This is a genomic window from Enterobacter cloacae complex sp. 2024EL-00711 (assembly GCF_047529885.1).
Classification (GTDB): domain Bacteria; phylum Pseudomonadota; class Gammaproteobacteria; order Enterobacterales; family Enterobacteriaceae; genus Enterobacter; species Enterobacter ludwigii.
Window position 1 is genome coordinate 119194 of sequence record NZ_JBLIZC010000008.1, and the last position, 17654, is coordinate 136847.

Annotated in this window: 17 protein-coding genes; 13 read left to right on the forward strand and 4 right to left on the reverse strand. The window is 55.7% G+C overall.

The genetic code is table 11. The features are described from left to right. Positions 1 to 19: 19 nt before the first annotated feature. The gene (locus tag ACMVME_RS19640) at positions 20 to 2155 is read right to left on the reverse strand and encodes an intracellular growth attenuator family protein (protein ID WP_068795413.1); all 2136 of its coding nucleotides are present in this window, start codon (positions 2153 to 2155) and stop codon (positions 20 to 22) included. Positions 2156 to 2481: 326 nt separating this feature from the next. Here ACMVME_RS19640 and nudE point away from each other — a divergent pair, with 326 nt between their 5' ends. Next, complete coding sequence (nudE, locus tag ACMVME_RS19645) at positions 2482 to 3042, forward strand: ADP compounds hydrolase NudE (protein ID WP_014171956.1); 561 nt, start codon at positions 2482 to 2484, stop codon at positions 3040 to 3042. 72 nt (positions 3043 to 3114) lie between these two features. Here the strand turns inward: nudE and mrcA are convergent, their stop codons facing one another. Further along, the gene (gene mrcA, locus ACMVME_RS19650) at positions 3115 to 5667 is read right to left on the reverse strand and encodes a peptidoglycan glycosyltransferase/peptidoglycan DD-transpeptidase MrcA (RefSeq protein WP_020884575.1); all 2553 of its coding nucleotides are present in this window, start codon (positions 5665 to 5667) and stop codon (positions 3115 to 3117) included. A gap of 119 nt (positions 5668 to 5786) precedes the next feature. Here mrcA and ACMVME_RS19655 point away from each other — a divergent pair, with 119 nt between their 5' ends. The 12 genes from ACMVME_RS19655 to trpS all read left to right on the forward strand — a co-directional run bounded on the left by ACMVME_RS19655 (position 5787) and on the right by trpS (position 15788). Next, positions 5787 to 6563, forward strand: coding sequence for a DNA utilization protein HofM (locus ACMVME_RS19655; protein WP_068795414.1), 777 nt, complete (start codon positions 5787 to 5789; stop codon positions 6561 to 6563). After that, on the forward strand, positions 6560 to 7054 hold the full coding sequence (locus tag ACMVME_RS19660; RefSeq protein WP_047954770.1) for a PilN domain-containing protein: 495 nt from the start codon (positions 6560 to 6562) through the stop codon (positions 7052 to 7054). The genes ACMVME_RS19655 and ACMVME_RS19660 overlap by 4 nt, the downstream gene beginning before the upstream one ends. A gap of 3 nt (positions 7055 to 7057) precedes the next feature. Further along, positions 7058 to 7519 carry a HofO gene (locus tag ACMVME_RS19665; RefSeq protein WP_068795415.1) on the forward strand — a complete coding sequence of 154 codons (462 nt, stop codon included), beginning with the start codon at positions 7058 to 7060 and terminating at the stop codon, positions 7517 to 7519. Beyond that, positions 7509 to 7913, forward strand: coding sequence for a HofP DNA utilization family protein (locus tag ACMVME_RS19670; RefSeq protein ID WP_068795416.1), 405 nt, complete (start codon positions 7509 to 7511; stop codon positions 7911 to 7913). The genes ACMVME_RS19665 and ACMVME_RS19670 overlap by 11 nt, the downstream gene beginning before the upstream one ends. After that, positions 7825 to 9063, forward strand: coding sequence for a DNA uptake porin HofQ (gene hofQ, locus ACMVME_RS19675; RefSeq protein ID WP_068795417.1), 1239 nt, complete (start codon positions 7825 to 7827; stop codon positions 9061 to 9063). The genes ACMVME_RS19670 and hofQ overlap by 89 nt, the downstream gene beginning before the upstream one ends. Before the next feature lie 286 nt (positions 9064 to 9349). Beyond that, a complete protein-coding gene (gene aroK / locus ACMVME_RS19680) occupies positions 9350 to 9871 on the forward strand; it encodes a shikimate kinase AroK (RefSeq protein WP_003861630.1) in 522 nt (173 codons plus the stop codon). Between the two features lie 57 nt (positions 9872 to 9928). After that, positions 9929 to 11017 (forward strand): 3-dehydroquinate synthase, encoded by a 1089-nt coding sequence (gene aroB / locus ACMVME_RS19685; RefSeq protein ID WP_020884580.1) that lies wholly within the window; start codon positions 9929 to 9931, stop codon positions 11015 to 11017. A 92-nt stretch (positions 11018 to 11109) separates the two neighbouring features. Continuing rightward, complete coding sequence (gene damX, locus ACMVME_RS19690; protein ID WP_047366225.1) at positions 11110 to 12438, forward strand: cell division protein DamX; 1329 nt, start codon at positions 11110 to 11112, stop codon at positions 12436 to 12438. Positions 12439 to 12505: 67 nt separating this feature from the next. Beyond that, positions 12506 to 13318: an adenine-specific DNA-methyltransferase gene (gene dam, locus ACMVME_RS19695; protein ID WP_014171946.1), complete on the forward strand. Its 813-nt coding sequence runs from the start codon at positions 12506 to 12508 to the stop codon at positions 13316 to 13318. 41 nt (positions 13319 to 13359) lie between these two features. Further along, on the forward strand, positions 13360 to 14037 hold the full coding sequence (gene rpe / locus ACMVME_RS19700; protein ID WP_014885523.1) for a ribulose-phosphate 3-epimerase: 678 nt from the start codon (positions 13360 to 13362) through the stop codon (positions 14035 to 14037). Next, on the forward strand, positions 14030 to 14791 hold the full coding sequence (gene gph / locus ACMVME_RS19705; RefSeq protein ID WP_020884582.1) for a phosphoglycolate phosphatase: 762 nt from the start codon (positions 14030 to 14032) through the stop codon (positions 14789 to 14791). The genes rpe and gph overlap by 8 nt, the downstream gene beginning before the upstream one ends. Continuing rightward, positions 14784 to 15788 (forward strand): tryptophan--tRNA ligase, encoded by a 1005-nt coding sequence (gene trpS, locus ACMVME_RS19710; RefSeq protein ID WP_014171943.1) that lies wholly within the window; start codon positions 14784 to 14786, stop codon positions 15786 to 15788. Before gph ends, trpS begins: the two co-directional genes overlap by 8 nt. Before the next feature lie 100 nt (positions 15789 to 15888). Here trpS and ACMVME_RS19715 read toward each other — a convergent pair whose 3' ends face one another. Then, the gene (locus ACMVME_RS19715; RefSeq protein WP_020884583.1) at positions 15889 to 16059 is read right to left on the reverse strand and encodes a YhfL family protein; all 171 of its coding nucleotides are present in this window, start codon (positions 16057 to 16059) and stop codon (positions 15889 to 15891) included. 145 nt (positions 16060 to 16204) lie between these two features. After that, positions 16205 to 17578: a siroheme synthase CysG gene (gene cysG / locus ACMVME_RS19720; RefSeq protein ID WP_068795418.1), complete on the reverse strand. Its 1374-nt coding sequence runs from the start codon at positions 17576 to 17578 to the stop codon at positions 16205 to 16207. Between the last annotated feature and the right edge of the window lie 76 nt (positions 17579 to 17654).

Here is a 17654-nt window from a genome sequence, read left to right on the forward strand (position 1 = left end):
TTGTCGCGCATCGACGTTATCAGATCAGGCTCTCAGAGGAGGGGATCAGCTTAGGGTTAAGGCAATTTTCGTAATACTGCTGGATGTCGGCAAGCCTGGTGCGTGAGCGCTGATAGCGACGCAGCGCCATAAAACCGTTCCAGCAAATGCATACCAGCATCGCAATCATCAGCAGCGAGGTGCCGATGTAGCGCCACAGGCCTGCGCTGTCCGGCATGCGGTGCAGGCCGATGTGGCGCGTGCCGTTGGCATCGGTAAAGATACTCGTCACAATCCCTTCAGCGCTAAACGGCGTCTGCATCAGCATCTGCGCCAGGCGCTGGAACTGGCCCCACTGTTCCTGAGCCGGGTAGTCATAAAGTGCGACCTGCGGGTATGGCTGATCGACCAGGTCGCTCCCTTCATCACTGACGATCACAAAGCCGCCCGGTGCCGGGCTGTTCAGCGCCTGCGCCGCGCGGGTAGTTTCGCGCATCACGAAGGGTGCGGTTGACGTGGCGACCAGATTATCCAGCGACTCGGCGCTGACCGGACGCAGCAGCACGTTAACGCCATCCAGCCGGCCCGCTTCCGCGCGTTTCACCAGCGAATCCCAGTCTTTACTGTTACCCAGGTTCACAAGGGCGTTTTTGAGACGTACGCATTCGTCATGAGCGGAACACAAATCCTGCGTTTTCAGAACGATGTCACCAAAGTCGTCCAGAAGCACCATCCCCGATTTCTGAATGGCCGAGCGCAGGGCAGGGCTCACGCGTGAGTCGTCATCGGGTTTCGGGTGCAGTTGGCGGTTGACCGTCTGGGTAAGCGACGTGGCTTTATTAACAACCTCAGATTCCGGCAGCGGCAGCGGCGGCGCATCATTCCAGATAATTTGTGAGCAATCGAACGGCATGAACGGCGAGCTCTGACGCGTATTCCATGCGCCAGGCGTATGAATGTTACACATCCCGGTGCCCTTCAGGCGCAGCGTATCACCGACCCGCACGCCAGCCTCGTCCAGTTGGTTGACGCTGGTTGCCTCAATGGTTTGCGCTCCTTTTATCCATGACAGGGTAAATTTAATGGGCATATCCAGCGGGACAAACAGCAGAAGCATGATAAACACCAGCGCTGCCCCCCCGGCAATGACCGTACTGCGTAACCAGTGCTGAAGCGGGAAATTTTTTACTTCATCATGCAGGGATAAAAAGCGCCCCTGGCGCACCACATGGCGGTCAAGGTAGATATCGATATCGGTTTTCTGCCCTAAATCCTGGGCAATCCACGGCTGCCAGTGGCGCGGGTAGATAAGATCGATAATACCGAGCGAGATATTATTGAGGTGCTCCTGGTCACTCTCACCGAACAGACCCCAGCGCTTAGGAGTACCGCGCAGGCAGTGGATCTCACGTAGCGAGGTTTTTGCCGGCGGGGCAAAGAGCCCCCACAGCCCGGCTGCCAGCAACAGCACCGCACCGCCAGCCAGCCAGGGGACAAACACATCCGGCGTCAGCAGGCAGATGAAAAAGAGCAGGAACGCGGCCACGATCAGAATCGCTTCGCGAATGCCGTCAGGGCGGCTCAGGGCGTACTCTTCATGCGTCTCCTGGCGAATGTTCAACAGCTCGATCTGCTCTGTCTCTTCGCCACGAATGGAGGCCTGCGTTGAGCTTGCGCGTTCCAGCGCAAAACGCGGGGCTTCCTGAAGATATTCATTCAACGTATGGCCGTTGAGTGAGATAACCAGCGGCAACGAATCGGTATGGATCAGCTCTACGCTGTTTTCGTCATTAATGTACTGCTCCCAGGACGGGGGCAGATGCACTTCAACCGAATCCAGATAATAGCGCCATTTGTTGGGATCGTCTGTGGTGATGCCATAGCGGGTGATGGAGCGCGTCACACTGAGCACTGTGTCACTTTGCGCATTTAACTTGAGCGCCACCGGCGCAGCAGTTGCCCCCGTCGGCCCAGGTGTTAACTGAGAACGGTTCAGTGTTTCGAGATAGTTTTCTACTGCATCGCGCTCTTCTTGCGTCAGTTTACGCGTCGTCGCACCGGCAAAGGCGTTTAAAAAGGGCAGCCGGTAACGACGCCTTACGCGACGCCTGTATACCCACCCTGCAACCAATGCGCCGGCCAGCATAGCAGCGAGAACAATCAAAATGGTGCTCATGCTTTCCCCATCTTACTTATCTTCTTACAGGTGTAGTCAGTAGCACCTTTAACATTGAATGAGAGTCTGTGGTTGGCTATCGGCAAGTATGGAGTCGAACTTGAGCATTCTGAAGCGCATCCCAGTGACCGATGATGATAGCAAAGCCTGTTATGGCGCGATATCAGCAAATTCCTGGAAACATTTCAACCTCTTGACATTTGTTTTGAATTGAGGATTGATTCCTGTTACGTTGCATAAATGTAAATACAGAACAATTGACATTGCCGAAACCGTGCGGCGTATCGCACAATAAAGCCAGTTCCCACTGCTAAGACCCCATCACGATGAGCAAACCACTACAAAAACCCACCATTCTGAATGTTGAAACAGTCGCAAAATCGCGCCTGTTTAATGTCGAAAGTGTGGATCTGGAGTTCAGCAACGGTGTGCGTCGCGTTTACGAACGTATGCGCCCTTCTTCGCGCGAAGCGGTGATGATTGTTCCTGTCGTCGACGACCATCTGATCTTAATCCGCGAGTATGCCGTGGGAACCGAATCTTACGAACTTGGGTTCTCGAAAGGGCTCATCGATCCGGGTGAAACGGTCTTTGAGGCGGCCAATCGCGAGCTCAAAGAAGAGGTCGGTTTTGGTGCGAACGAACTGACGTTCCTGAAAAAACTGAGCATGGCACCCTCCTATTTTTCCAGCAAAATGAACATTGTGGTTGCTGAGGATCTCTATCCAGAATCGCTGGAAGGGGACGAGCCGGAGCCACTGCCCCAGGTTCGCTGGCCGCTGGCCCATATGATGGACCTGCTCGAAGACCCTGACTTTAACGAGGCCCGCAACGTGAGCGCGCTGTTCCTGGTACGCGAATGGCTGAAGGGGCAGGGGCGGTTATAACAGCCTGATGTCCACAACATGTGAGAGAACAAAAAAAACGGCAACCTGAGGTTGCCGTTTTTACGTTGCCCGTTAGAACAACTCGTGCGTTTCGCCGTTATCAATGATTTCTGTACCCACCTCATGCACCGCCTGTGTGGTCGGCTGCGTGCCCTCGATGAAATACTCTGCACGGCTATTGCCGCCATTGGCGAGCTGCCCGGTGCTGCGGTCGATATTGACGGTAACCACGCCCGGTGGTGGCGTCAGCGGTTGCTCCGGAACGCCTTCCAGCACGGATTTCATATAGGCATCCCAGGCCGGTTGCGCACTCTTCGCGCCGCCTTCGTAGCCAGAAATCTGATCTTTAATCGCGCCTGAAGCCGTGGTGCGGCCTAAATCACGGCGATGATCGTCAAAACCGATCCAGACTGACGTCACCACGCCCGGACCGTAACCGGAGAACCACGCATCTTTCGAGCTGTTTGTTGTCCCCGTTTTACCGCCGATATCATGGCGCTGTAAATCACGTCCTGCCCGCCAGCCGGTCCCTTGCCAGCCAGGTTCGCCGAAGATGTTGGTGTTCAGCGCGCTCTTTATCAGGAACGACAGCGGCGTGTTGATGACATGCGGTGCATACTCCTGCGCCCCGCTCTGCGCCACCAGCGACTGGTTAGCCTGTTCCAGCTGCGGCTGCGGCAACACAGGGTTCGTCTGCTCCTGAGACACGGCAACGTCTTCCATGTCCTTGTTTTCAATCACCTCAGATTTTGGCGTATTGCCGTAAATGACCGGAATATCGCAGTCAGGGCAGGCAATTTTCGGCTTCGCTTCAAACAGCACGCCACCCTGGTCGTTCTCGATTTTACTGATGAAGTACGGGTCAATCAGGAAGCCGCCGTTAGCCATCACCGAGTACCCCCGCGCCACCTGAAGCGGCGTAAAGGACGCAGAGCCTAACGCCAGCGATTCGGTGCGCACGATGTTCTGAGCCGGGAAACCGAAGCGTTGCAGATATTCCGCGGCATAGTCGACACCCATCGCACGCATTGCGCGCACCATCACCACGTTTTTCGACTGCCCAAGACCCTGACGAAGACGAATAGGGCCTGAATATTCCGCCGGTGAGTTCTTCGGTTGCCAGTCAGAACCGGCACCGGCATCCCAGCGGGAGATAGGCACGTCGTTCAGGATACTGGCGAGGGTCAGGCCCTTATCCATGGCTGCGGTGTAGAGGAACGGCTTGATGTTGGATCCAACCTGACGCAACGCCTGGGTGGCGCGGTTAAATTTGCTCTGGTTGAAATCGAACCCACCGACCAGGGCCAGCACGGCACCGTTCTGCGGATTGATGGACACCAGGGCCGAGTTAACGTCTGGCACCTGCGCCAGCCACCAGCTGTCGCCCACCTTGCGTACCCAGATTTGCTGTCCGGTCTGGACGACATCCGTCACTTTACGCGGCGTCGGGCCTTGCAGGGTGTCTGAGCGGTACGGGCGAGCCCAACGGATCCCGTCCATACGCAGGGAGACAGACGTTCCATCCGCCAGCGTTGCCACCGCTTCCTGCGGATCGGCCTGAGTCACCACGGCAGGAAGGAGCGGGCCATAGGTGGGCAGCGCTTTCAGCGTACTGGTGATTTTTTTGCTGTCCCAGGCGCTTTCGCCGACTTTCCACAGCACATTTGACGGGCCGCGATAACCGTGGCGCATGTCGTAATCCATCACGTTGTTACGCACCGCTTCCTGAGCCGCCTGCTGAACGTTGCGGGTCACGGTGGTGTAAACGCGGTAGCCATCTTCGTAGGCTTTATCGCCGTAGCGGCTCACCATCTCCTGACGCACCATTTCGGTGAGATAAGGGGCAGAGAAGGCAATCTCCGGCGCATGGTAGTTGGCATCGATGACATCGTTGCGCGCCTGTTCGTACTCGCTCTGGCTGATATAGCCTTCGCTCAGCATACGTGACAGGACGACGTTACGACGCGCCGTAGCGCGTTCAAGCGAGTAGAGCGGGTTGAAGGTCGATGGTGCTTTAGGCAGACCGGCAATGGTCGCCATTTCGCTTAACGTCAGCTGCTCGACAGGTTTACCAAAGTACACCTGCGCGGCCGCACCAACACCGTAGGCGCGGTAGCCGAGGTAGATTTTATTGAGGTACAGCTCAAGGATCTCGTCTTTGCTCAACAACTGCTCAATACGGATCGCAAGGAACACCTCTTTGATCTTACGGGTCAGGGTCTTTTCTGGGCTAAGGAAGAAGTTACGCGCCAGCTGCTGTGTAATGGTGCTTGCCCCCTGAGAGGCATGACCGGAGAACAGCGCAATACTTGCAGCACGGAAAATCCCCACCGGATCGACACCGTGGTGCTCGTAAAAACGGCTGTCCTCGGTAGCGATAAAGGCTTTGACCATCACGGGCGGAATTTGATTTAAGGTCAGCGGGATACGACGCTTTTCGCCGTACTGCGCCATTAACTCGCCATCGGCGCTGTAGACCTGCATCGGGATCTGGAGTCGCACATCGCGAAGCGTAGCGACATCAGGCAGCTGCGGCTCAATATATTTGTACAAACCATAAATCGAGCCTGCTCCCAGCAGAATGCAACAGACTGCAAGGATTAATAAATACTTTACGAACTTCACCGGAGATTTCCCATTTGGTTTCACTTGGGCAGTTTCTAAACAATCGCGCGGTAGTATAAAGGCAAGCCTGATTCATTGATATAGCCGTCACCTGACGGGCGATAAGGAGATCGTGAAGCATGGCTTTCAAAACATGGCAAACAGGCGTTCATATTCAACAGGATAGGGTGCAGATAGTGGCGCTGGCCCGGGAGCGGTCGGGCTGGCGTTTGTGCCGCTGGTGGGCGATCACTCTGGCCGACGGGATTATCCGGGATGGCAAAATTTGCCAGCCTGAACAACTGGTTGACGCCCTGCGCGACTGGCGGAAAACGTTGCCCCACTCCCACCGGGTGTTTCTCTCATTTCCGGCGGCACGCACGCTGCAACGATCGCTTCCCCGTCCGGGCGTGGCGCTGCGCGACAGCGAACAGCTCTCCTGGCTGGGGGCGACGCTCGCGCGTGAACTGGAGATGGCTGCTGACACGCTCTGTTTTGATTATGCGCAGGATACGTTCAGCAATACATTCCATGTCACCGCGGCACAAAACAACGAGATTCACCCCCTGCTGACGCTGGCAAAGATGTTGCGTTTACGGCTCGTGACGATCACCCCGGATGCCAGTGCGCTGGCGAACCTTCTCCCTGCGGTAGCGCCGGCGCAGTGTGTCGCCTGGCGGGATGGGCATCAGTGGCTGTGGGCGATGCGCCATCAGTGGGGACGGCGTTTTACCACGGAAGCGGAAAACGTGGCCGATCTCGCGGCACTGCTGGCCCTCACGCCGCAGGACATTGCCCTCTTTGATAGCCAGCGAGCCCCCTGGGACGCGCTGATTCGTTGCCATGCTCCTCTGCCGGCATGCGGCGCTGATTATACCGTCGCGCTGGCGCTGGCCATGAGTGAGGTGCCGGAATGAGCATGACGAACTTTCTGCCGTGGCGACGGCAGCGACGCGTGCGCTGCCTGCGATTCTGGGGCGTACTGTTTGTCGCTACGTGGCTGCTGATACTGATGGGGGTTTTCAGCCTGCGGATGAATCCTCTCGTGATGACGCGTGCGCTGCATATTCAACTGGCGGGCATGCAGTCCGTGCAGCAGGCGCTGGTGTCTCGTACAAGGTCAGGCACGGAGACGCCGACGCCCGCGCCAGCCCCTCAACGACGCGCCTGGCAGCCGGTGCTGGAGTCCTTTGCCGGGATGATGCCATCTCAGGTCTGGCTGACCGAACTGCGCTATCAGCCCCCTTCACTGATGTTAACCGGATATGCCGCAACACTCCCCGCGCTCTCTGCTCTGCGGGATGGGCTCGGAAAGATGGCGGGGTTTACCCCGGGGCCGACGGGGGAATTACAGCAGGATGACCTGGGGCGCTGGAGGTTCACCTTTCATCTGCGAAGCGAGGGCTAATGCGTGGAAACCTTGTTCGAACGCTGGTGCGAAAGCAGCCCCCGATGGCGGGTGCTGTGCTGGTGTCTGAGCGTTCTCTTTCTGGGGAGTACGACATGGGGCATGGTGCTTCGACCGGTTGCAAAGCAGGTGGCTGAACTTCAGCGGCAGGTCAGCGAGGCCGCACAGGTTAATGTCTCGCTATGGCCCGCCGCCAGTCAGGTGCCGCGGCGTCACGCCCCCCGTGAAGCCACGGTAATGACGCCTTTTTCGCCACTCGAGTTTCAGGGGGCGGGTACAAGACTGGTTCACTGGAAGCCGTCGCAAAACGGAGGGGAACTGACGCTGGATGCTGAATGGCAGGCCATCCCGATTGTTTTCAGCCGGCTGGCGCAGCGGGATGTTCAGGTTGCCGCCTTTGCTCTCTCTGCACAGGGTTCGGCATTACGCCTGCGGGTGGAGCTGGAGGAGCAGCATGCGAAATAGCGCGCGTTGCCTGCTGGTGAGTTGCGCCCTGTTAGTGACCGGGATGCGGGATCCTTTTCGCCCGCCGGATGACCCTTGTGCGGTAGGGCAACTGGCGCAGTGGCATTACCACGGGATGGTGGGCGGCACTCAGGACACTGGCATTTTACAGGACGGGCAAAAGCGCTGGCATCGCCTGACACCGCAACAACATCTCCCGGTGGGCTGGCGGGTAACGGCCCTCAATGAAAGGGAACTGGTCGTCGATGTGGGGGATGCATGTGAACCCAGACAATGGACGTGGCAACGAGAAGGAACGAAAAGGAATGAACATAAGGATAACGCTGTGTCTGCTGGCGTTCAGTCATCCGCTGTGGGCCGCCGCGCCAAAGCCGGTCACGCTGGTGGTGGATGAGGTACCGGTGGTGCAGGTGCTACAGGCGCTGGTCGCACAGGAGAACCGTAATCTGGTGGTATCGCCAGATGTCAGCGGCACGCTGTCGCTCAATCTGACACGCGTCCCCTGGCGACAGGCGCTACAGACGGTCGTCACCAGCGCCGGGCTTGTTCTGCATGAAGAAGGGGGGATTTTTTATGTTCACACCGCAGCCTGGCAGCGTGAACAGCTGGAACGCAAAGAGCAGGAGCGGACACGCCGACAGCTTGATGCACCGCTGGTCTCGCACAGCATACCTTTTTCTTACGCTGACGCCGGGGAGCTGCAAAAAGCGGCGGAAAAACTGCTCAGTCCAAAAGGGAGTTTGTCTGTCGACAAGCGTACCAACCGTCTGCTGATACGGGATAACCAGGCGGTGCTTGATACGCTGCAGAACTGGGCGACGCAGATGGATATCCCTGTCGAGCAGGTGGAACTGGCGGCGCATATCGTGACCATCAATGAAAAAAGCCTGCGTGAGCTGGGGGTGAAGTGGAATCTCGCCGACGCAACGGAGGCGGGCAAGGTCGGGCAACTCACAACGCTTGGCAGCGATCTGTCCGTGGCAAACGCCACCACCCATGTGGGTTTTAATATCGGGCGGATTAACGGCAGGCTGCTGGATCTGGAGTTGTCGGCGCTGGAGCAAAAGCAGCAGGTCGATATCATCGCCAGCCCACGACTGCTGGCCTCGCATATGCAACCGGCCAGTATTAAGCAGGGCAGTGAGATCCCATATCAGGTCTCCAGCGGTGACAGCGGGGCGACCTCCGTGGAATTTAAAGAGGCGGTGTTAGGCATGGAGGTGACGCCGGTGGTGCTGCCCGGCGGTCGCGTACGCCTGAAGCTGCACATCAGTGAAAATATGCCAGGACAGGTGCTGCAGCAGGCCGATGGTGAAACGCTCGCCATCGATAAACAAGAAATTGAAACCCAGGTGGAAGTAAAAAGTGGAGAAACGCTGGCGCTGGGCGGAATTTTTTCGCAAAAGAATAAAACCGGAAGCGATCGCGTGCCCGGGCTGGGCAACATCCCGTGGCTTGGACAGCTTTTTCGCCATGACGGAAAGGACAATGAACGACGGGAGTTAGTGGTGTTTATTACACCACGACTGGTCGGTATTCGCTGAAGAGTCACGATCCTCCCAATGATTTTGCATTCAGATTGTTGCAGATGTTTGACGTGGGGCATGAATTAGCATACAAGGAGTACCGATTTGAGTTGGACTTACGTCTTATTGCCTTATGCGTCTGGTGCGGTGATTTAATCAGTTGCCAAACAAGCCGGAGTATTGAGATAATTTTTAGTCTGACTCTCGCTCTATTGCATATGAGGTTTCAGTTCATGTCCTGCTACGCCGGGTGTCTGCGAAGCGGGGATTACCATTAACGAATAGTCTTAGTAGTACCGATAAAATGGCAGAGAAACGCAATATCTTTCTGGTTGGGCCTATGGGTGCCGGCAAAAGCACTATTGGGCGTCAGTTAGCTCAACAACTCAATATGGAATTTTACGATTCTGATCAAGAGATTGAGAAACGAACCGGAGCTGATGTGGGCTGGGTTTTCGACGTAGAAGGCGAAGAAGGTTTCCGTGACCGAGAAGAAAAAGTGATCAACGAACTCACGGAAAAGCAGGGCATTGTTCTGGCAACAGGCGGTGGCTCTGTCAAATCTCGCGAAACCCGCAACCGTCTCTCCGCCCGTGGCGTAGTGGTCTATCTCGAGACGACCATCGAAAAACAGCTGGCACGTACGCAGCGCGATAAAAAGCGCCCGCTGCTGCAGGTTGAAACGCCACCACGCGAAGTTCTGGAAGCGTTGGCCGATGAACGCAATCCGCTGTACGAAGAGATTGCTGATGTGACCATTCGTACTGACGATCAGAGCGCTAAAGTGGTTGCAAACCAGATTATTCATATGCTGGAAAGCAACTGATTCTGGCTTTATATACAATCGCCTGCGGGTAAAAGCATTAAAGGTGGATGTCGCGTCATGGAGAGGATTACAGTTACTCTCGGGGAACGTAGTTACCCAATCACCATCGCGGCTGGTTTGTTTAACGACCCAGCTTCCTTTTTACCACTGAAAGCGGGTGATCAGGCGATGCTGGTCACCAATGAGACGCTGGCTCCGCTTTATCTCGACCGCGTTCGCCACCTGCTTGAACAGGCGGGCGTTAAAGTCGACAGTGTGATTCTGCCCGATGGCGAGCAGTATAAAAGCCTGGCGGTACTGGATACCGTCTTTACCGCATTGCTGCAAAAACCGCATGGTCGCGATACAACACTGCTTGCCCTGGGCGGCGGTGTTGTGGGCGATCTGACGGGCTTTGCGGCTGCAAGTTATCAACGTGGTGTGCGTTTTATTCAAATCCCTACCACGTTACTGTCTCAGGTCGACTCTTCTGTCGGCGGCAAAACGGCCGTTAACCATCCGCTCGGTAAAAATATGATTGGCGCGTTCTACCAGCCGGCATCGGTGGTGGTGGATCTCGACTGTCTGAAAACCCTACCGAAACGCGAGCTGGCTTCTGGCCTGGCTGAAGTGATCAAATACGGCATTATTCTGGATGGCGAGTTCTTTGACTGGCTGGAAGAGAATATGGATGCGTTGCTGCGCCTGGATGAGGCGAAACTGGCTTACTGCATTCGTCGTTGTTGTGAGCTGAAAGCGGAAGTTGTCGCTGCAGACGAGCGTGAAACGGGCTTACGTGCTTTACTGAATCTTGGGCATACGTTTGGTCACGCGATTGAAGCCGAAATGGGTTACGGTAACTGGCTTCACGGTGAAGCAGTCGCTGCCGGAATGGTAATGGCTGCCCGCACTTCTGAACGTCTGGGGCAGTTTAAACCGGAAGAGACGGCACGCATCATCACGCTGCTTGAGCGTGCGGGCTTGCCGGTAACCGGGCCGAAAGAGATGTCGGCACAAGCGTATTTACCCCACATGATGCGCGATAAAAAAGTATTGGCAGGTGAGATGCGTCTTGTACTCCCGCTTGCAATAGGGAAGAGTGAAGTACGCGGCGGAGTGCCGCATGATGTGGTTCTTGGCGCTATTGCTGACTGTCAGCAGGCGTAACAACTAGAAAGGTCAGGCCACTGTTACAGGTGGTCGTTTAGCTTCAGGCGAAATGCAAAGTCGTTGGCATAAGCCTTTGAGTGGGGTGTTAAATGGATGAATTCAAACCAGAAGACGAGCTGAAACCCGATCCCAGCGATCGTCGTACTGGTCGTTCTCGTCAATCTTCAGAACGTGATAACGAGCCGCAGATCAACTTTGACGATGTTGATCTGGATGCAGACGATCGTCGCCCTTCGCGTAGCCGCAACGCGCGTGATGAGCGAGAAGAAGAAGAGGGTTATGAGTCCGAAGAAGATTCAATGGACGAAGAGCCTGTAGAGCGTCGCCCACGTAAACGTAAAAAAGCCGCTGCGCAGAAACCCGCCTCCCGCCAGTACATCATGATGGGACTCGGCGTTCTGGTGCTCGTGCTGCTGATTGTCGGTATTGGTTCTGCGCTAAAAGCGCCTTCGACCCCTTCCGGTGAGCAAGCGGCATCCACTGAGAAGAGCATCAGCCTCTCTGGTAACGATGCGACCGATCAGGCGAATGGTGCGCAGCCAGCGCCGGGTACCACCTCCGCCGAGCAGACTGCCGGAAATACAACACAGCCGCAGGATGTTTCTCTGCCGCCAGTTTCTTCTACCCCCGCACAGGGTCAGGCACCTGCCACGCCGGAAGGCCAGCAGCGTGTAGAAGTTCAGGGCGACCTGAACAATGCCCTGACGCAGCCGCAAAATCAGGCGCAGGTGGACAATGCCGTGGTTAACTCTACGCTGCCAACTGAACCTGCGACCGTTGCGCCGATCCGCGGTGGTAACGCTCAGCCGCAAACGGCTGCAACCGAAACCAAACCGCGCCAGACGCAACCTGCGACCCGTCCTGAACGTAAGCAGGCTGTGATTGAACCTAAGCGTGAAACCAAACCTCAGGCAGTCGTCAAAGCGCCTGAAGTGAAAGCGCCAGCTCAGACAAAACGTACTGAAACGGCCACGGTGAGCGAACCGGCAAAAGCACCGGTTACGCAGACAGCACCGAAAGCAACGGCGACCACCACGGCACCGGCTGCCACTTCGGCACCAACTGCAACTGCACCTACTGCAACTGCACCTGCAGCAACGGCAACAACCAGCGCCGCAGCAGGCAAGACTGCAGGTAACGTCGGTTCGCTGAAGTCAGCCCCGTCCAGCAATTACACGCTGCAGCTGAGCAGTTCGTCTAACTATGACAACCTCAACGGTTGGGCGAAGAAAACAAATCTGAAAAACTATGTGGTTTATCAGACGACCCGTAATGGTCAGCCGTGGTACGTGCTGGTAAGTGGCGTTTATGCTTCAAAAGATGAAGCAAAACGTGCTGTTGCAACGCTGCCCGCCGACGTTCAGGCGAAAAACCCATGGGCTAAGCCAATTCATCAGGTTCAGGCTGATCTGAAGTAATGTTTAAAGCGCAGGATGCTGTCGGAGCTTTCTCCACAGCCGGAGAAGGTGTAATCAGTTAGTCAGCATGAAAAAAAATCGCGCTTTTCTGAAATGGGCAGGGGGGAAATACCCCCTGCTCGATGATATTAAAAAGCACCTGCCGAAAGGCGAGTGTCTTATCGAGCCCTTTGTGGGCGCTGGATCGGTATTCCTGAATACCGATTTTTCTCGTTATATCCTGGCGGATATCAACAGCGACCTCATCAGCCTCTACAACATCGTCAAGCTGCGGACCGACGAGTACGTGGAAGAGGCTCGGAAGCTGTTTACACCCGAGCACAATAATCCGGACGTTTACTACCAGTTCCGTACTGAATTTAATCAGAGTCAGGATCCGTTCCGTCGGGCGCTGTTGTTCCTCTATCTCAATCGACACGGCTACAACGGTCTGTGCCGGTATAATCTTCGTGGTGAGTTTAACGTGCCGTTTGGCCGTTATAAGCGTCCGTATTTCCCACAGGATGAGTTGTATCACTTTGCTAAAAAAGCGCAGAATGCCGAATTCCACTGTCTCTCCTATGAAGAGTGCATGGAGCTGGCAGGCGTAAACTCGGTGGTCTATTGCGACCCGCCTTACGCACCGCTGTCCGCGACGGCAAATTTCACCGCTTATCACACCAACAGCTTCAGTCCGGCCGAGCAGGCCCGTCTGGCGGAGATGGCGGAAAAGCTGGTCAGCAAAAGAATTCCGGTGTTAATTTCGAATCACGATACCCCTGATACGCGCGAATGGTACAAAGCCGCGAAGCATTTTCAGGTCAAAGTGCGGCGTAGCATAAGCAGCAACGGCGGCACACGTAAAAAGGTGGACGAACTCCTGGCTCTTTATCGCCCCTGAGCCGTTTTGCCCGCCGGTAAACACATTTCAAGGAGATGCGGATGAAACAGTTTTTGATTGCTCCCTCAATTCTGTCGGCCGATTTTGCCCGCCTGGGTGAAGACACTGCAAAAGCACTCGCGGCGGGCGCGGATGTCGTCCATTTCGACGTTATGGATAACCACTACGTTCCTAATCTGACCATTGGCCCGATGGTGCTTAAAGCGCTGCGTAACTATGGTATTACCGCGCCGATTGACGTTCATCTAATGGTGAAGCCTGTTGACCGTATCGTGCCTGATTTTGCCGCTGCGGGAGCCAGTATCATCACCTTCCACCCTGAAGCGTCTGAACATGTGGATCGCACGCTGCAGCTCATCAAAGAGAATGGCTGTAAAGCGGGTCTGGTTTTCAACCCGGCTACGCCGCTGAGCTATCTCGACCATGTGATGGATAAGCTGGATGTCATTTTGCTGATGTCCGTTAACCCGGGCTTTGGCGGTCAGTCGTTTATCCCTCATACGCTGGATAAACTGCGTGAAGTGCGCCGTCGTATTGATGAGTCAGGTTACGACATTCGTCTGGAAGTCGACGGTGGTGTAAAAGTGAATAACATTGGTGAAATTGCGGCAGCGGGCGCGGATATGTTCGTTGCAGGTTCAGCGATTTTCGACCAACCGGATTACAAAAAAGTCATTGATGAAATGCGCCGTGAACTGGCGAAGGTAAGTCATGGATAAATTGCAGGCAACCCGGGGTATCGCATTTGACCTCGACGGCACGCTGGTCGACAGCGCGCCGGGCTTAACCAGCGCCGTAGACCAGGCGCTGTATGCTCTTGAACTGCCCGTTGCGGGCGAAGAGCGTGTCATCACGTGGATTGGCAATGGCGCCGATGTCCTGATGGAGCGCGCGTTGACATGGGCCCGCCAGGAGCGTGTGTCCCAGCGTTCCGCACAGGGTAAACCGAGCGTGGATCATGCGGATATCCCGCAGGAAGAACAGCTGCGTATCCTGCGTAAATTGTTCAATCGTTTCTATGAAGAGACGGTCGAAGAGGGCAGTTTCCTGTTCCCGGATGTCGCAGAAACGCTGAGTGCGCTTCATGCCAACGGCATTCCGCTGGGGCTGGTGACAAACAAACCGACACCTTTTGTCGCCCCTCTGCTGGAAGCGCTGGATATCGCGAAGTATTTTTCCGTCATTGTTGGCGGTGATGATGTGCAGAACAAAAAGCCGCATCCGGAACCGTTACTGCTGGTGGCAGGAAAATTATCCTTAACGCCCGCGGAGCTGCTCTTTGTCGGTGATTCCCGCAATGATATTCTGGCTGCCAGAGCGGCGGGTTGTCCTTCAGTGGGATTAACCTATGGCTACAACTACGGTGAGGCCATCACGCTGAGTGAGCCGGACGTCGTGTTCGACCACTTCAAAGATTTGTTGCCCGCACTCGGGCTTTCGCACAGTGATAATCAGGAATTGAATAATGACTAAGCCCATCGTTTTTAGTGGCGCACAGCCGTCAGGTGAATTGACCATTGGTAACTACATGGGTGCGTTACGTCAGTGGGTCAGCATGCAGGATGATTACCATTGCATTTACTGCATTGTGGATCTGCATGCTATCACTGCACGTCAGGATCCTGAGAAGCTGCGTAAAGCCACCCTGGACACCCTGGCACTGTATCTGGCCTGCGGAATTGATCCTGAGAAGAGCACCATTTTCGTTCAGTCTCACGTGCCAGAGCATGCGCAGCTGGGCTGGGCGCTAAACTGCTACACCTACTTCGGCGAACTGAGCCGCATGACGCAGTTCAAGGATAAATCCGCGCGCTACTCAGAAAACATCAACGCCGGTCTGTTTGATTACCCGGTACTGATGGCAGCAGACATTCTGCTGTACCAGACCAACCAGGTGCCGGTTGGCGAAGATCAGAAACAGCATCTGGAGCTGAGCCGCGATATCGCCCAGCGCTTTAACGCGCTGTACGGCGACGTGTTCAAAGTGCCTGAGCCGTTCATTCCAAAATCCGGCGCACGCGTGATGTCGCTGCTGGAGCCAACCAAGAAGATGTCCAAGTCTGACGATAACCGCAACAACGTTATCGGCCTGCTGGAAGACCCGAAATCGGTGGTTAAAAAGCTCAAGCGTGCGGTGACCGACTCGGATGAGCCACCTGTTGTGCGTTACGACGTGCAGAACAAAGCGGGCGTCTCCAACCTGCTGGATATCCTCTCCGGTGTGACGGGCCAGAGCATTCCTGAGCTGGAACAACACTTCGAAGGCAAGATGTATGGTCACCTGAAAGGGGAAGTGGCGGATGCCGTTTCCGGCATGCTGACCGAGCTGCAGGAGCGTTATCACCGCTACCGTAACGACGAAGCGTTCCTGCAGAAAGTGATGAAAGAGGGCGCGGAAAAAGCCAGTGCCCGCGCGTCTGAAACCCTTAAGGCGGTGTACCAGGCGATTGGGTTTGTGGGTAAACCATAACCCTGTTTTGTCGGGTAAGCATGAGCGCTCCCCGACAAAAAACGCGCTGAGCCAGACAAAAAACCGGGACATTCCCGGTTTTTTTACGCCTGAAAAACGCTTACTGCTGTGCGGCCGGGCCGCAGCCACCGATGATCTTCGAAATGGAAATTGCCGGGTGCAGCAGGTAATCATAGCTGCAATTATTTTTGGTATTTTGAACGTGACCGGTGCAGGCGGTCAGAGTCGATAACATGCCTACCAGAACGGCGGCTTTTGCCAGTTTAAACATACGCATTCCTTGTCTGAAAAAACGAAAATTCGATCTAACGTGAGGGAATAAATGGAAAAATTCCATTTCGCGGGCGGTATGTTATCGGGAGCGGTAAGAGGGGAGTAGTCCGCATAAGGACTACTCCGGGAAGGGGGAATATGCGTTAGTGATTCGAGAACCAGTTCAGTTTATCGCGCAGCTCCACCACGCGTCCGACAATAATCAGCGCCGGGCTTTCAACCTGCTGTGCCAGCTCACCTAACTGCGTCAGCACGCCGTTCACCACGCGCTGCTTAATGGACGTGCCGTTTTCTACCAGCGCGACGGACATATCCTCTTCCATGCCGTGCTCAAGCAGTTTGGCCTGAATGGTCGCGGCCTGGTTTAACCCCATATAGAACACCAGCGTCTGTTTTTCGGCGGCCAGGTTATGCCAGTCCAGCTCACTGCCGGTTTTCAGGTGTCCCGTCACCAGGCGTACGCTCTGGGCATAGTCACGGTGGGTTAGCGGAATGCCCGAGTAAGCTGAGCAGCCGGAAGCTGCCGTGATGCCCGGCACCACGGAAAACGGAATGCCCGCGTTGCACAACGTTTCCAGCTCTTCACCGCCGCGACCAAAGATAAACGGATCGCCACCCTTGAGGCGCACCACGCGTTTTCCTTTTTGCGCTTCGCGCAGCAGGATCTGGTTAATCTCCTCCTGCGGTACACAGTGGTACCCGGCACGTTTACCGACAAATACGCGGTCAGCATCGCGGCGGACCAGGTTCATTATCTCATCGGAGACCAGACGGTCATAAACCACAATATCCGCCTGCTGGATCTGCTGCAGCCCTTTCAGCGTCAGCAAACCGGCATCGCCCGGGCCGGCACCCACCAGCACCACTTCACCGCGATGATCCAGCGGCTCGCAGAGCAACTGCGCCGTCGTCTCTTCCACCGCTTTATGATCCTGATTCGCCAGCGACTGGGCCAGCCTGTCATTCACAAAGAATTTTTCCCAGAAGCGACGGCGTTCGCCCATGGTCGCGAAGGTTTGCTTAACCCGTGAACGCAGCTGCCCGGCATAGTGGGCAATCTGGCCAAGATGCTGCGGCAGGATGGCTTCCAGTTTTTCCCGCAGCAGGCGGGCCAGAACGGGAGAGCGGCCGCCGGACGATACCGCAATCATCAGCGGCGAACGGTCGATGATCGACGGCATGATAAAGCTGGCTTCCTTCGGGGCATCCACCACGTTACAGAAGATGCGGCGCGCTTCACAGGCGTCGCTGACGCGCTGATTCACTTCATCGTCATCCGTGGCGGCAATGGTCAGCCAGCAGGTATCAAGCAGGGATTCATTAAACCCCCCCTGCACCAGCGTGAGCATCCCTTCTTTTTCCCAGGCCTCAAACTGTGGGGCAAAAGCCAGGGCGTTAACGGTGAGTCGGGCTCCTGCTTCTAACAGCAAGCGCGCTTTGCGTTCAGCCACATCGCCGCCGCCTACAAGCAGACAGTCGCGATGGCGTAATTGACAGAAAATCGGCAGGTGGTCCACGACATTACCTCACAGCATTCAAGGAGGGGGTAAGAAATTGAGGTCAGGATAACAGCAGGAATCGTACAGAACATAC

Excerpts from the sequence above, each read along its gene's own strand:
- nudE (WP_014171956.1), top strand. The coding sequence starts at position 2,482 with ATGAGCAAACCACTACAAAAACCCACCATTCTGAATGTTGAAACAGTC.
- ACMVME_RS19660 (WP_047954770.1), top strand. The coding sequence starts at position 6,560 with ATGAGCATGACGAACTTTCTGCCGTGGCGACGGCAGCGACGCGTGCGC.
- aroB (WP_020884580.1), top strand. The coding sequence starts at position 9,929 with ATGGAGAGGATTACAGTTACTCTCGGGGAACGTAGTTACCCAATCACC.
- damX (WP_047366225.1), top strand. The coding sequence starts at position 11,110 with ATGGATGAATTCAAACCAGAAGACGAGCTGAAACCCGATCCCAGCGAT.
- ACMVME_RS19640 (WP_068795413.1), bottom strand. The coding sequence starts at position 2,155 with ATGAGCACCATTTTGATTGTTCTCGCTGCTATGCTGGCCGGCGCATTG.
- ACMVME_RS19715 (WP_020884583.1), bottom strand. The coding sequence starts at position 16,059 with ATGTTTAAACTGGCAAAAGCCGCCGTTCTGGTAGGCATGTTATCGACT.
- rpe (WP_014885523.1), top strand. The coding sequence starts at position 13,360 with ATGAAACAGTTTTTGATTGCTCCCTCAATTCTGTCGGCCGATTTTGCC.
- dam (WP_014171946.1), top strand. The coding sequence starts at position 12,506 with ATGAAAAAAAATCGCGCTTTTCTGAAATGGGCAGGGGGGAAATACCCC.
- ACMVME_RS19655 (WP_068795414.1), top strand. The coding sequence starts at position 5,787 with ATGGCTTTCAAAACATGGCAAACAGGCGTTCATATTCAACAGGATAGG.
- aroK (WP_003861630.1), top strand. The coding sequence starts at position 9,350 with ATGGCAGAGAAACGCAATATCTTTCTGGTTGGGCCTATGGGTGCCGGC.
- hofQ (WP_068795417.1), top strand. The coding sequence starts at position 7,825 with ATGAACATAAGGATAACGCTGTGTCTGCTGGCGTTCAGTCATCCGCTG.
- trpS (WP_014171943.1), top strand. The coding sequence starts at position 14,784 with ATGACTAAGCCCATCGTTTTTAGTGGCGCACAGCCGTCAGGTGAATTG.
- gph (WP_020884582.1), top strand. The coding sequence starts at position 14,030 with ATGGATAAATTGCAGGCAACCCGGGGTATCGCATTTGACCTCGACGGC.
- ACMVME_RS19670 (WP_068795416.1), top strand. The coding sequence starts at position 7,509 with ATGCGAAATAGCGCGCGTTGCCTGCTGGTGAGTTGCGCCCTGTTAGTG.